Here is a 14,097-nt window from a genome sequence, read left to right on the forward strand (position 1 = left end):
ACCCGTTTCAGGACCCGGCACAGGCACGCATGCGCGCCGGGCCCCACTTTCATTACGCCGCGCGCAGCGGCAGGTTCTTCACACCGGTCACGCGGTTCGGCGCCATGCCGTTGGCCGCGAGCGTTTCGTCGACGGTGTCGTACTGCACGCCAATGCGGTAGATCTCGCGCGCTTCCTTGCCGGTGGCAATTTCGCGGCCCAGTTCCCGCGCCACGCGCACGCACTGCTCGATCTGCTGCACAGACGTCATGCGGTTGCCGTGCTGGTCAATGATCGTATCTTCGATGCCGCAGCGCGGGTGCAGGCCCATGGCCATCGCCATCATGTTGAACGGCAGCACGTTCTTGAGCAGCGATTCCGCCGTGAGCGTGCAGCCATCGGGCGCACGGTGCACGAAGTTGAAGAAGTTGAACGGGTTCGGGCCGTCGAAGCCGCCGCCGATACCGATCCACGTGAGATTCAGCGGACCCTTGTATGCGCCCTTGCGCACGAGGCGATCGAGCGTTTCGAGCGCGTGGATGCCCGTGAGCTGGAAGTGCGGCTGGATGCCCGAAGCCTGCAGGCGGCGCAGATGCTCCTCCACCCATGCCGGGCCGGCCGGCACCGTCATCTCGCTATACGCGGCCATCAGCGCCGGGTGCGCCAGCGACGTGCCCTCCAGGTATTCCGGGTAGAGCAGCTCCATGATGTTCATCTGCGTGGTGTTGATCGCCACGGTCACCTGGTCCGGCTTCGGTTCGAGGTCGGCCAGCATGTGGCGCGTGTCGTCCGAGAGCCACTTGGCGGCCTGGCCGTCGTCTTCCGGCGCGAACGAGATCGAGCCGCCCACCTGGATGATCATGTCCGGCACCGCGGCGCGCACGCCCGCGATCAGCTCGTTGAACTTCGACAGGCGCTTGGAGCCCTTGCCGTCGAGTTCGCGCACGTGCAGGTGCAGCACCGTTGCGCCCGCGTTGTAGCAGTCCACGGCCTTCTGGATCTGTTCTTCCATCGTGACCGGAATGTCTTCCGGGAAGTCTTCGGGCATCCACTCCGGGCCATACGGCGCGGTGGTGATCACTACCTTGTCCTGGTTCTCGGGGTGCAGCGAATCGTCGAGGAATTGCATCGTGTTCTCCAATATTGGGTGACGGTATTTCAACGTTTGACAACGTGGCCAGGAGCCTGAAAGACCGCTCGGAACTGGCTGATCCGTTGAGATGCACGATACGGCAATCCTGCGCTACACTTTTCTGATCGCGCGCCATCGTTTTAGCTTTTCGCGCCACCAGGCGTTAACACCAGTATCAGCGCGCGCGTATGTTCTACGGGCTAAAAGGCGCGGCGAGAGCGCGGCATCGAGGAGACACGACCATGGAAACGACTCTGAGCTCGGTCTCGCTGAGCGGCTATTTCGACGTGGCGAAGCGCGTGGGACTGAACCCGGTCGAGCTTGCGCACGAGGCGGGCGTGGACGCCGCGGCGCTCGCGAACCCGGACCACCGCATTCCCGCCGCCGCCGCGTGCCGCTTGCTGGAGCGCTCGGCAGAAAAGGCGTCGTGCCCGACCTTCGCGCTGCAAATGGCCGAGACACGCCACAAGTTCGGCAGCGGCGTGGTCAACATCCTGCTCGCGCACAAGCGCACGCTGCGCGAGGTGCTGCTCGCCACCGCCGAGTACCGGCATCTGCTCAACGAGGCGCTCGCGGTGTATGTCGAAGATACGGGCGCGACCGTCACGATCCGCGAGGAACTCGTTGTCGATCCCGGCACGCCGACCTACCAGGCCATCGAACTCGCGGTGGGCGTGCTCGCGCGCCACTCCAGCGCGCTGCTGGGCGAGCACTGGAAACCGCGCGCGGTGCACTTCGTTCATCGGGCGCCGCCCAGCCTCACGTATCACCGGCGTTTTTTCGGCTGCCCGCTGGAATTCGGCAGCGACTTCAACGGCTTCGTATGCGCGGCCGCCGACCTCGACTACCCGAACCCGGCCGCCGACCCCGAGCTGGTGCGCTACGCGGAAAGCCTCGCTGATTCGCTCAACGTGACAGGTGAAGATTCCGCCGCGCTCGAGGTGCGCAAGGCGATCTACCTGCTGCTGCCGCTCGAGCGGGCCAGTGTCGAGGGCGTGGCCGAGTATCTGCGCCTGAGCGTGCGCACCATGCAGCGCCAGCTCGGGGCCGCCAGTACGAGCTTCACGCGGCTCGTGGAGGAAGTGCGGGGCGAACTCGCGGTGCGCTACATGAGCAACCCGCGCTACCCCATCGGGCGGGTTTCCGACCTGCTCGGCTATGCGCAGCAGGGCTCGTTCACGAACTGGTTCAGCGCGCGCTTTGGCATGACGCCGCGCGACTGGCGCAATAGCCATTTGAAGTGACAGGGCCATGGGGCCCTGCCCCTTAGCTCGCTCAGCCCGTATGCCGAAGCGGATGCGGCTCGTCGGCGTCGAACGTGGTCATGAGGCGCACCAGATCGGCGAGCGAGTTCGCTTTCATCTTCTCCATGACGCGGGCCCGGTGAATCTTGATCGTTTTCTCCGCCGCGCCCAGTTCGTCGGCCACGAGCTTGTTTGGCCGGCCGATCACCACGAGCGCCATGACCTCGCGCTCGCGCGGCGTCAGCTTTTCGACGCGGCGCTGGATCTCGGCGTGCTGCTCGCGTTGTTCGAACAGCTGGCAGCCGCGCTCGAGCGCACGCGACGTGGCCTCGAACAGCACGCTCGCGTCGATCGGCTTCGTCAGGAAGTCCGATGCGCCCGCCTTCATCGCCTGCACCGCCGTGCCCATGTCGCCGTGGGCCGAAACGAAGACGATCGGCACCCTGCCCTCGAGCCGCTGCTGCAATTCAATGCCGCTCAAGTCGGGCAACTGGAGATCGAGCAGCAGGCACGCCGGCGCGCTCGTCAGATCCGCGCCATGCAGGAACGCGCTCGCGCTGCCGTAGGCCTCCACCGTGTAGCCGCCGGATCGCAGCAAGCGGCTCAGCGCGTTGCGAACGTGTTCGTCGTCGTCCACGACAAACACGATGGGGGTTGGCGAGTTCATGGTGAAAAACGCGTATTCGTCTGCACGTACGCGCCCTGAGCAGGAAGTTCGATATGGAAGGTCAGGCCGCGATCGGCGTTGCGCTCGGCCCACAGCTGGCCGCCGTGCGCCATCACAATGGTGCGGCTGATGGAGAGGCCAAGGCCCAGCCCTTGCGGCTTGGACGTCATGAACGGCTTGAACAGCGTGACGAGCCGGTCGGCGTCGACACCGGGCCCATGATCGCGAATGGCGAGGCGCACCTTGCCGCGATCTTCGCTGGCCGTGACGACGATGCACACCCTGCGATCTTCGGGGCGGCAGTCGTGCACCGCGTCGAACGCGTTCAACAGCAGATTGACGAGCACCTGCTGCAGTTGGACCGCATCGCCATGCACCTGCGGCAGCCCGTCTTCGATGCGTGCGCCCACAGCCGCACCACAGGTTTCCGTCTCGCGGCGCAGCAGGCGAACCACGTCGCGCACGAGGCTGCCCACATCGACCGGACACATCTCGGACGGTTCGCACCGCGCCGACTGGCGCATCTTGCGGATGATCGCGTGCGCACGGGTGCTATCGGACACGACCTCGCCGAGCAGTTCCCGCAGATCGCTCAAAGCCGGCGGGTTCTGGGCGAGAAACCGCTGCGCCGCCTGCGCGTTGCTCAGAATGGCCGTGAGCGGCTGGTCGACTTCGTGCGCGAGCGCGGCGGCCATGTCGCCCACTTCGGACGCCCGTTCCCGGCGCAGCCGGCGTGGTTCGCTGCCGGGTTCCGCGAGCGCCGCATCACGACGTTCCGGTTCGATGACGACCACCATGCGCGCCGCCGGTCCGGCGGCGAGCGTCGCCGAAGCGCTCACGTGAACGTCGAGATCGGCGCCGTTCTTCGTGCGCGCGATAGCGACACGCGTCGTGCTGTGCGGCATCCCTTCTGCGCCTTGCAGGGCGGCGAACGATACAGGGCGCGCGTCTCTTCGCCAGGCCACGAGCACGGTTTCGACACGCATGCCGATCAATTCGCCCAGGGCGTAGCCGAGTACGCGGGTGGCCATGCCATTCGCCCACGCAACGTTGCCCGTTTCGTCGATCACCAGCGCCGCTGCAGGCACGACTTCGAGCACGCTGTGCACACTTTGCGCAATGGCTTGCGTGGCCTGCGCCGATACGTGGCCGGTTTTGGCCGCGGCCGATGCCTTCGAGTTCGGGAGACTGTGTGGCTTGATTCTATCGAGCCATGCCAGCAGGCTGGCTGCCGCATGCTCGGCTCTCGATCTGTTCAGTTTTAGTTTTTCGTTCCCCATGTCTGCCCTGATCACGGTGTCCTCCGACTACGCTGCCCCGCTGCGGCGTGAGAAACGTTTCGATCGCTTCAAACGCTTCGGCGCCAGGCGGGGCGGATTTGACGAGCACCAGAATTCCGGCCGTTCGCGGGGCCAGGTTGCGCGCCCCAATACCGACTACTGCCTGCTTTAGATTTTGAAGAACGCTCCGGCAGTTGCGGAGAATGAGTCATTCATTGAAGAAAAGACTGGATGGAATCATCGTTGCGGAACAGCGTGTCCATACGCTTTCGCCGCGCGTTAATTATATGAAAGAAATTGCCGATGATTGATCCCCGGTGCAATTGTTTTCGATAATTTTTTCCGTACACGCCGCCGCTCAAGCCCAGCAGGGCTTTAATGTGCGTATGATTGCCGATATACACTGACTATTTACGGGAGATATTTGCGAACATTTTATTCGAATTCGATATTGGACCGCACAATCGATATTGATATCCATTCAATATGAATAAATATCTTTTTTTGTGTATTCTTAATTATCTGGTTTATCGACAATGAAATAACCGCGATCATTATTTCAGGCTGAAATCGCTTTCAATGACTGGCGCGATCAGTCACACTTTTCACGCGCGGCGGCACGTTTGATGTCGTTGTCGATCAAGGCGCCGAAGCCGGCGCCGGTGCGCTCGCCGCATGATGCTGCGTCGCGTTCTTCTGAGTATTCTGCTGAGACTGGTTCGAGCGGGCCTTTTGCTCCGCTTTGCGCTGCACGTCCCGCATCTGCCTCGTCCCCATCGTTCCCGCTTGCGCATATACCTCGGACATGAAAACGGGCGCGCAAAGCAGGAGCACCGTCGCACACCGCGCAGCAAAACACATTTTCATTCTGGACCTCCAGGTATCCACGCTGCTCGCTTCGACGAACGAATAGCATCGTTGCGCAGCTGTTGCGGTGTCAATAGGACTCTGGTCCGATTGCCATCACGAGGCAGCTTACCGGACTATACGCGTGGGCCGCCCCGCCTCGCCACACTCGAAAAGGAAGAATGCGCGCGCACGCGCTCGCCCAGTCTCGTTGTCGCTATCCGTCCCGTACTCCGGTTGAGCAAACGAATGGAAGGATCGGCCATGACTTCATGGATCAAACAACGCATGCACACGGTCTGCCTGCTCGTGTTCGCGTTGCTGTTCGCAGGCGCCCAGACGCTGCGCGCGCAAGACGCGCCGCAGCCCGCCCCCTACAAACCCGAGGAGCTGGAAGCGCTCGTCGCGCCGATTGCGCTCTACCCCGATTCGGTGCTGGCACAGGTCCTGATGGCCTCCACCTACCCGCTGGAAATCGTGCACGCGGCGCGCTGGGTCAAGGAGCACCCGAAGGTGAAGGGCGACGACGCCGTGAAGGCCGTGCAGGACCAGTCGTGGGACACGAGCGTGAAATCGCTCGTAGCGTTCCCGCAGGTGCTCGAACCGATGAGCGACAAGCTCGACTGGACCCAGAAGCTCGGCGACGCGTTTCTCGCCCAGGAAAAAGATGTGCTCGCCGCCGTGCAGCGCCTGCGCTCGCGCGCGCAGGACTCGGGCAACCTGAAGAGCAACGAGCAGCAACAAGTCGTGGTCGAACAGCCGCCCGCGCAGGGCGGCCAGACCATCGTGAAGATCGAACCCACCAACCCCGAGGTCATTTACGTGCCCGCGTACAACCCCACGGTCGTATACGGCGCATGGAGCGCCCCGGCTTACCCGCCGTACGCCTGGCCGCCATATCCCGCTTACTATCCCGGCGCCGCGCTGGCGACCGGCTTCGCATGGGGCGTGGGCATTGCCGCAGCGGGCGCGATTTTCAGCAACTGCAACTGGGGCGGCGGCGACGTCAACGTCAACGTCAACAAGGCGCGCAACGTCAATCGAAATTTCGACAGCACGAAGGTTCAGGGAGGCAAGTGGAAGCACGATTCGAGCCATCGCCAGGGCGTTGCGTACCGTGACAACGCCACGCGCGAAAAATTCGGCAACAACGTGGGGGGCGCCGACGGACGCCGCGACTATCGCGGCCGCAACGGCCAGAGTGGCCCAGGCGGCGCGAACGTGGCCGATCGCGCGGGCAACCGCGGGGGCGGCGGTGCAGGCGGCCAGGGCCTCGGCAATGGCAACCGCGGGAATCAAGCGAATCAGGGCAATCTCGGCGATCGCGGAGATCGCGGCAATCGCGGCGGCGCGGGCAATAACGCAAGTGTCGGCAACCGCGCCAACATCGCCGACAACGGGGGCGCGGGCAATCGCGGCAATCTCGGCAGCAACGGTCCTGGCGGTAACGGTCCCGGCGGTAACGCGGGCGGCAATCGCGCGGGCGTGAGCAACAACGCCGGCGCAGGCAATCGCGCGGGCGCCGGCGCAGGCGGCGGGGGCGGCGGGTATGGCGGCGGTGCCGGCGGTGGCAGAGGCTACGGCGGCGGCGGACGTGACAGCGCCTTCCAGGGGGTTGGCGGCGGAGGCGCCACGCAGCGCGACGCGAGCCGCGGCCGCTCCAGCATGCAATCCTCGGGGTTCAATCGCCCAAGCGGCGGCGGCGGCGGCATGCGCGGCGGTGGCGGCGGACGCGGCGGCGGCAGACGCTAGGGAGAACGGCGATGAACAGACATGAGATTCTCCGTCCGGCGGCAACCGCGGCAGCCGCAGCGGCTATCGCCATCGCGCTCATGGCGTACGCGCCACGGCCTTGCTTCGCCGCCGGGCAAAGCACCTTCTCCACGCCCGACGCGGCGATGGCGGCGTTCGGCAACGCTGTGGCCGGCAACGACGAAGCGGAATTGCGCACGCTCTTCGGCGCGGATTTCCGCCAGCTGATCCCGCCGGTGGGCGCCGAGCTCCGCGACAAATTCCTCAGTGAATGGAAGGTTTCGCACACCATTCAGGATACCGATGCAAATCATGCGGCCATCGCCGTTGGCGACGACGGGTGGACCTTTCCGATTCCGCTCGTCAAGACCGCTCACGGCTGGCACTTCGACACGCAGGCCGGTGTCGAGGAAATGCGCGTGCGCCGCATCGGCCGCAACGAGCTTGCCGTGATGCAGACGATGCTCGCGATCTACGACGCCCAACGCGAATATGCGCAGGCGTATCACGACGGCAGCGACATGCTGGTCTACGCCAGCAAGCTCGCGAGTTCGCCGGGCAAACAGGACGGCCTGTACTGGCCGACCGACGCCGACCAGGCGCCAAGTCCGCTAGGCGTCGCATTTGCCACAGCCGGCGCGCGCAACACCGAAAACGCCGGCTACTACGGCTACCACTACAAGCTGCTGACCTCTCAGGGGCCGCACGCGCCGGGCGGCGCGTATAACTACATGGCCCACGGCAAGCTGTTCGGCGGCTTCGGCGTCGTCGCATGGCCGGTGCGCTATGGCGACACGGGCATCAAGACGTTCATGGTGAGCCACGACGGCCAGGTCTACGAGCGCGATCTCGGCCCCGATGGCGCGGCGAAAGCCGAAGCGATGACGTCATTCGATCCGGGTCCGGGCTGGTCAAAGGCTTCGCCCTGACGCGCAACGCCGGCCCGATCAACGCGCATGCGTGGAATCGCGGGCAGGTGTTCGCACCGCTGCGCCTTCGCCGAGCATATAGAGCAGCAACGCGTCGCGATCGGGTCCGCTCATCGCCGCCGTCGAGCGCATGAGCACCGCGCTCGCCCAGCAGATGTCGGCCATCGTGGCGCCGGGCCCGCCGTTCGTGACGCGTTCGAGCCGCGCCACGGCGAGCGGATCGCCCGCAAGCGCCGCGTTGACCGCATCGTCCAGATGCCGCAACGCGCTCTCGTACGCCGCGGGCGCGGGCAGCGTGAGCGGCGCCGCAAGCACGGAACGGATCACCACGCGGTAGAGCAACGAAAAGTATTCGGCCGTGTCGGCATCGCTCATGCTGCCGATCGAAATACGGTCGGCGATGTCCTGCACGCTCGCGATCCCCTGGCAATTGCCGCGCGCCACGCGGCTCATGTACTTCGCGAGCAGCGTGAAGTACGCCAACCGGTCTGGCGGCGTCAGGCGCGCAATCCCACTGCGGATCAGGCGCTCGCGCGCCGCGTCGTCGCGCAAGCGCGCTTCGAGACCCGCCACGCCGCCGGGCAGGGCGACCGCGACGGCCGGGTCCGCGCGCAGTCTGTAGAACCACGCTTCGACAATGCGCGCCTTGATCGTCTCCTGCTCCACGCCGGCCTCGCTCAAGCCAGGCGCGCTTTGCGGGGACGTTGGCTCAGCGGGCGCGACAACGTAATCGAGCACCGCGAAGAGTCCCGCCGGCGCGTCCTCGTTGCGCGGCACGCTGGCCCGGGCATCGTGGGCCGCCACCAACGTCAACGCCAGCGTCGTGCCCAGCGCCAGCAACGCACAACACAACGTCTTCATGAGAACCCGCGTGGTGCGCTCAATCCGTCGCACTGCCAACTGTTGGGTGGTCGGCGCGTATCGCCGCGGCTATGTCGGCGCTGATGGCGGCGAGTGCGCGATCATGCGCGTCGACGAGCGCGCCGTAGTCCTGGCTCGTCACCTTCTCGTGCGCCAGCGTGTGCCCGAGCGTCAGCGCCGCGTGACCGGGCGGCTTAACGATCCACTGCGCGTCGATCGTCACCGAATCTCCCAGCACGCTGTCGATGCGTGTGATATCCACGCGAACGCGCCAGACCGGCGGCGGCGTTGCGCCCACATCGACCGTCGAAACGCGCGCCGCGCCGAGCCGCTGCGCGAGGTCCGCCGCAACGACGCGCCCGATGTCCAGCTTGAGCGGCGCGGCCCAGCGCGCGAACTCGTTCATCGCGATCGTGTTGTCCGGATTGCGCGTGACGATCTGCGGCCGGTCCACCATGTCGGGCACGGTCACGGGACCGACGACGACGTCGAGCGCGGCAGCGCCGGTTGGGACGGCGGGCGCTGCGGCCGCTGTCGCGGCGCTCCCGTCATCGGCGCGCAGCGCATAGAAGGTAGGCGACGGCGAGGAGCATCCGGCGAGCCACACCAGCGCAGCGCCGAGCGCGGTATGCAAGGTCACGTTGCGGCGGTTCACTGCTTGCCTCCTGGTTTGCCTTGCACCACGGCCTCGGGATGGCGCTCGAGATAGTCCGTGAGCATGCGCACGGAAGCGGCGGTGCGGGCCAGTTCGCGCATGGCGTCGCTCGTGTTCTGCTGAAGCTGCGAGTCGGGCTGCAAGGCGTCGGTGGCCGAGTTGAGCGTGGACTGCGCGGCCGAAAGCGTGTCGTGCGCCTGCGGCACGACGTCGGTGCCGAGTTTCGCCATCACCTCGTTCGCGTTTCGCAGCGTGCGCTCGGCGTTCGCGCCGATCGCGTCGAACGGAATGCCGTTGAGCTTGGCGAGCAGCCGCGTGAGCGAATCCTGCAACGACTGCAGCGTGCGCGGCACGGTCGGCAACTCGGGCGGCGTTCTCGACCAGTCGATTTTCGCCTTCGGCGTGTCCGGGAAAACATCGAAGGCAACGTAGAGCTGTCCCGTGAGCGGGTTGCCCGAGCGCAGCTGGAACCGGAAGCCGTTGGCCACCAGGAACTCGGCAAGCTGGCGCGGCTGCGCACTGAGCCGTCCGCCCGCTTTGCCATCCTGGTAGCGCGACGTAAACCGCTCCGGATACAGGTTGATTTCAACAGGAATGCTGAACTGTTTCTTCTCGGGGTCGAAGCGCGTGTAGATGCGTGTCACCTCGCCGATCACGACGCCGCGGAAGTCGACGGGCGCGCCCACGGTCAGCCCGCGCACCGAATCGTAGAAGGTCACGACGTAAGTATCGACAATCTGGTCATGCACCTTCATCGAGTCGGCGTGCGTGGCGTAGAGTTCGAACTTCGCGTTGGCGTCGGCCTCGGGCGACTCGCCGCCGGTCTCGGCATCGGGCGATTCGAACGCCACGCCGCCAATGAGCATGGACACCACCGACTGCGTGTTGATCTGCACGCCGTCGGGGCTCAGCGACACGTCCAGTCCGCTCGCGTGCCAGAAGCGCGTGTCGCTGCGCACGAACCTGTCGTAAGGCGCGTTCACGAACACGCGCAGCGTCACGCCCCGGCCGTTCGGGTCCATCTCGTAGGAAGCGATCTGCCCGACCTGAAGACGACGGAAGAACACCGGCGAGCCGACATCGAGCGAGCCCATGTTCATGCTGTGCAGCACGAATTCGCGCCCCGGAATGTCGCTCGGAATCACCGGCGGCACTTCGAGTCCCACGAAGTCGTGGCGTGTTTTGGTGGAGTTGCCTTCGTCCATGCCGACGAAGGAGCCCGACAGCAGCGTGCCGAGGCCCGACACGGTGCCGCCCGAAATGCGCGGGCGCACGACCCAGAAGCGTGTGTTGTCGACGAGCATGCTCGTGGCGTCTTTCACGAGTTCGCCCGTCGCAATCACGCGCTTGTGATCGGGCGAGAGCGTGACCGCCTTCACCACGCCGATATCGACGTCCTTGTACTTGATCTTCGTTTTGCCGGCCTCGAGGCCGTCGCCGGTCTTGAAGCTGATCGTGATGGTCGGCCCCTCCTCGACGATGGCCTTGACGGCGAGCCAGCCGCCGATGAGCACCGCGACGATCGGCACGAGCCAGACGATCTGCATGCGCCAGCGCGAGCCCTGCACCGGCTTCGCCTCGGGCAGATCCGGCAGGGAATTGTCGTTACCTGGGGCTGCCATTCTCGCGCTCCACAGCGTCCCAGATCAGACGCGGATCGAACATGTTCGCGGCAAACATCGTGAGGATCACGACCGCGCCGAAAGCGATCGCGGCGGGCCCCGCCTTGATCGTGGCGAGTGCGTTGAACTGCACCAGCGCAACGAGCATCGTGATGACGTAGATGTCGAGCATCGACCAGCGGCCGACCAGTTCGATCAGCCGGTAGATGCGGGTGCGCTGCTCGGGCAGCCACGTCCAGCGGCGTTGCGTGGACCACGTCAAATACGAAAGCCCGAGAATCTTCAGCATGGGCACCGCGATGCTGGCAATGAACACGAGCAGCGCGAGCGGCCACGAGCCCGACACCCACAGATACACCACGCCGCTCATGATCGTGTCCTTCTGCGTGCCGAACAGCGAACTCGTGTCCATGACGGGCAGCACGTTCGCAGGCACGTACAGCACCACCGCCGCGACCAGGAGCGCCCACGTGCGCGAGAGGCTCGCGACCTTGCGCATATGCAGCGCGCTGCCGCAGCGCGGGCACGTTGCGGCATGCGCGGCCGCCGGCATGCGCGCGAGCATGCCGCACGCGTGGCAGCGCGCGATCCCGCACGCAGCACCCGTGAGCGTGCCTGCAATCCGGCCGCCTCGTGCTCCGGCCGCCTCGCCAGGCGCGAAGCTCGTTGTCACGTCGGGCACTGCGGCTACGCCGGCCGCCCTGGTTGCGTTGGCCTGCTGCTTCGCGCGCGCCACGCGCGCCCAGAACTGGCGCGCGTCGAACGCCGCGCTCGCGCCAGCGAGCACCAGCATCAACGCGCCAAACGACCACAATGCAACGCCCGTCACGACGGTTGCGATATGAGACAGCTTCACGAGCGCGACCAGCAGGCCAAGTATCAGCACCTCGGTCATGCCCCAGGGCCGTGCGATGTACAGCACGCGAAACAGGACCGGCGCCCGCCAGGGCGCGCGGTTGAGCGCAAGGGGCACGAGAAGGGCGAGCAGACAGGCGACCTGCATGCCCGGCATGAGGATCGTCGTGGCGAACACCAGCGCCGCGATGGGCCACATGCCGTCGAGATAGAGAATCTCGACCGAATGCCACAGTGTCGTGAGCACGAGATTGCCGTTCACCGCGAGCCCGACGATCGGATACAGGTTGGAGATGACGAACAGCACGAGCGCGCCCAACGCGAACGCAAGCGCACGTCCGAGGCTTTCCGGGAGATCCCGCTCCAGCTCGGCGTTGCAGCGCACGCATCGCAGCGTGCCGCGAGGCGGACAAGCCGCGCCGCGCTGCATGAGATCGCAGTCGTGGCAAACAAGAAGCTCGGCGCGCTTCATCGCGGGGCCTCCCTGGCGCCGGTCGTGGCGTGTTCGTGGCGTGGTCGCTGCATCGTCGCTGTACCGGTTCGGCCTGCGTGGCGTCAGCCTGGCGGCGCCACGCCAAGCACCGCGTGGACCGCACCTATGAGCGCGGAGTCGTCGAACGGCTTGCGCAGGTACGCGACCGCCCCGGCTGCCTGCGCCTGCTCGCGCACGCGCGCATCGTCGTGCGCCGTAATAACGATGCACTGTATGCCGGTGCCGCCCAGCCGGCGCTGCACTTCGATACCGTTGATGCCGGGCATCTGGATATCGAGGATCACGCACGTCGGCGCATGAGGCGCCGCAGCCGCCAGCGCGTTGAGAAATGCCTCGCCGCTGGTGTACACGTCGGAGTCGATGCCGACCGACTTCAGCAAGCGCTGGATGGCTCGCCCGACCGACACCTCGTCGTCGACGACGGCCACGGATCGTGTCACGTTGCTCATATGACTGTGCGCTCGGTTACCGATGGGACAGCCAGACCCGCGCCGCCGTACGCGCCGACCGGCGTCCCGGGCACAAGCGGCTGCCCCATGCGCGACTACTTGTGTGCAGGCTTGACGGATACGGCGAACGCTTCCGTATACACAGCCTCGACCTGATCGCCGACCTTCACGTTCGCGAGCTGCTGGGGATCCTCGACGTGCAGGTCCATCGTCCCGCCTTCGGGTCCCATCAACGTGACCGTTTTCGTCTTCGCGTCGACCGACACGACATTCGCCGTCACCTTCACCTGACGCCCGACCATGCCGCCGGGCTTTTCGCCGGCAGCCGCGCGCTCGACTTGCGGCGTTTCCTGTATCGAGGTCTCCTCGCCGCCTCCCTTTTTCAGGCTCAGCGTAAGCGATTCCTTATAGGTCATGGTCACGACATCGCCAACCTTTAGCTGAGCGAAGTTTCTGACTTCCGGCCCCAACTCGGCTTCGACCAGCTTGCCGTCGTGGCGCTTGAGCGTGACGGTGCGCGTATCGGCGTCGATCTTCGTGATGGTCGCCGTCACCGTATGCATGCCGGTCACGGTTGCCTTGCCCGGCTCGTGCGTCACGTTGGCCGTGGTCTGCCCCTGCGCCGCGGCAAGCTGTGCCGCGGCGACAATGGCCGCTGAAACAACCCACTTGAGGTACGGCATCGCGACCTCCTGTTACAGATCGAGCTTCGTCACCTTCGTGCCGGCTACCGACGCGTCGGCCATGATGCCCGTATTGGTCATCACGATCGCCTGGACCGGCGCCGTTGCGGTTCTCGTGTCGATCTGGCCATTCGCACCGACCTTGACGAGCGTAACGGCAACGTCGCCGCCAACCGACCAGCCCTTGGAGTTGCGGAACTTGTCGAGCGAGTCCTGCGTCATGAAGAGGAAAATCACCGCGGTCGACTGCACCCCTGCCTGCAAGCCGAACGAAGCGGCCGCCGTACTGTAGTACCCGACTGTCGCTCCACCTACGCGCAGCGCGCCCTGCCCATATGCCCCGCCGATGATGAACGCCGCCTTCCCGACCGAAGGAAACACCAGCACGCCTTGCGCCTTGGAAACCAGTTCTTGCGAGCCTGGGACCGTCGAGAACAGCCGTGACATCGTCCCGTCCACGGACGCATCGATTTCCTGGCGTTTTGCCGCGTCGGTCGCGCCGCTCGTTCCACTGCTCGTGGTCGTGCTGCACCCCGCAACGGCCAGCCCAGCCGCAGCAGCCGCCGTAAGCACAAAAATCCGTCGCTTCATCGTTGTCCTCCATTGAGTTTTTACAGCCCGGACACAGCACTCACGTATGCGGATCGAAC

The 14,097-nt window shown here is 65.5% G+C and carries 13 protein-coding genes; 3 read left to right on the forward strand and 10 right to left on the reverse strand.

What is annotated here, in order from left to right; genetic code table 11:
- Positions 1-52: 52 nt before the first annotated feature.
- The gene (locus U5A65_RS02785; RefSeq protein WP_321908442.1) at positions 53-1,108 is read right to left on the reverse strand and encodes a 3-keto-5-aminohexanoate cleavage protein; all 1,056 of its coding nucleotides are present in this window, start codon (positions 1,106-1,108) and stop codon (positions 53-55) included.
- A 245-nt stretch (positions 1,109-1,353) separates the two neighbouring features.
- On the opposite strand from U5A65_RS02785, the gene U5A65_RS02790 reads away from it, so the two are divergent.
- Positions 1,354-2,355, forward strand: coding sequence for an AraC family transcriptional regulator (locus tag U5A65_RS02790; RefSeq protein WP_321934561.1), 1,002 nt, complete (start codon positions 1,354-1,356; stop codon positions 2,353-2,355).
- 31 nt (positions 2,356-2,386) lie between these two features.
- Here U5A65_RS02790 and U5A65_RS02795 read toward each other — a convergent pair whose 3' ends face one another.
- Both U5A65_RS02795 and U5A65_RS02800 read right to left on the reverse strand, forming a co-directional pair.
- Positions 2,387-3,022 carry a response regulator transcription factor gene (locus U5A65_RS02795; protein ID WP_321908439.1) on the reverse strand — a complete coding sequence of 212 codons (636 nt, stop codon included), beginning with the start codon at positions 3,020-3,022 and terminating at the stop codon, positions 2,387-2,389.
- A complete protein-coding gene (locus tag U5A65_RS02800) occupies positions 3,019-4,317 on the reverse strand; it encodes a HAMP domain-containing sensor histidine kinase (RefSeq protein ID WP_321934562.1) in 1,299 nt (432 codons plus the stop codon). The genes U5A65_RS02795 and U5A65_RS02800 overlap by 4 nt, the downstream gene beginning before the upstream one ends.
- 1,095 nt (positions 4,318-5,412) lie before the next feature.
- Between U5A65_RS02800 and U5A65_RS02805 the strand changes: the two genes are divergently transcribed.
- Positions 5,413-6,900: a DUF3300 domain-containing protein gene (locus tag U5A65_RS02805; protein ID WP_321934563.1), complete on the forward strand. Its 1,488-nt coding sequence runs from the start codon at positions 5,413-5,415 to the stop codon at positions 6,898-6,900.
- An 11-nt stretch (positions 6,901-6,911) separates the two neighbouring features.
- The gene (locus U5A65_RS02810) at positions 6,912-7,829 is read left to right on the forward strand and encodes a DUF2950 domain-containing protein (protein WP_415764042.1); all 918 of its coding nucleotides are present in this window, start codon (positions 6,912-6,914) and stop codon (positions 7,827-7,829) included.
- 18 nt (positions 7,830-7,847) lie between these two features.
- Here U5A65_RS02810 and U5A65_RS02815 read toward each other — a convergent pair whose 3' ends face one another.
- The 7 genes from U5A65_RS02815 to U5A65_RS02845 all read right to left on the reverse strand — a co-directional run bounded on the left by U5A65_RS02815 (position 7,848) and on the right by U5A65_RS02845 (position 14,038).
- Positions 7,848-8,690, reverse strand: coding sequence for a hypothetical protein (locus tag U5A65_RS02815; RefSeq protein ID WP_321945415.1), 843 nt, complete (start codon positions 8,688-8,690; stop codon positions 7,848-7,850).
- A gap of 19 nt (positions 8,691-8,709) precedes the next feature.
- Positions 8,710-9,345 (reverse strand): PqiC family protein, encoded by a 636-nt coding sequence (locus tag U5A65_RS02820; protein WP_321908432.1) that lies wholly within the window; start codon positions 9,343-9,345, stop codon positions 8,710-8,712.
- Positions 9,342-10,967 (reverse strand): intermembrane transport protein PqiB, encoded by a 1,626-nt coding sequence (locus U5A65_RS02825; RefSeq protein WP_321908430.1) that lies wholly within the window; start codon positions 10,965-10,967, stop codon positions 9,342-9,344. The genes U5A65_RS02820 and U5A65_RS02825 overlap by 4 nt, the downstream gene beginning before the upstream one ends.
- Entirely contained in the window at positions 10,951-12,294 is a 1,344-nt protein-coding gene (locus U5A65_RS02830) for a paraquat-inducible protein A (RefSeq protein ID WP_321908427.1), read from the reverse strand. Before U5A65_RS02830 ends, U5A65_RS02825 begins: the two co-directional genes overlap by 17 nt.
- Positions 12,295-12,377: 83 nt before the next feature.
- Complete coding sequence (locus tag U5A65_RS02835) at positions 12,378-12,764, reverse strand: response regulator transcription factor (protein WP_321908425.1); 387 nt, start codon at positions 12,762-12,764, stop codon at positions 12,378-12,380.
- 95 nt (positions 12,765-12,859) lie between these two features.
- Positions 12,860-13,447, reverse strand: a complete 588-nt coding sequence (locus tag U5A65_RS02840; protein WP_321908423.1) for a copper-binding protein — start codon at positions 13,445-13,447, stop codon at positions 12,860-12,862.
- 12 nt (positions 13,448-13,459) lie between these two features.
- The gene (locus tag U5A65_RS02845; RefSeq protein WP_321908421.1) at positions 13,460-14,038 is read right to left on the reverse strand and encodes a YSC84-related protein; all 579 of its coding nucleotides are present in this window, start codon (positions 14,036-14,038) and stop codon (positions 13,460-13,462) included.
- Positions 14,039-14,097 lie beyond the last annotated feature (59 nt).

It is taken from the genome of Paraburkholderia sp. J10-1 (assembly GCF_905220165.1).
Classification (GTDB): Bacteria; Pseudomonadota; Gammaproteobacteria; order Burkholderiales; family Burkholderiaceae; genus Paraburkholderia.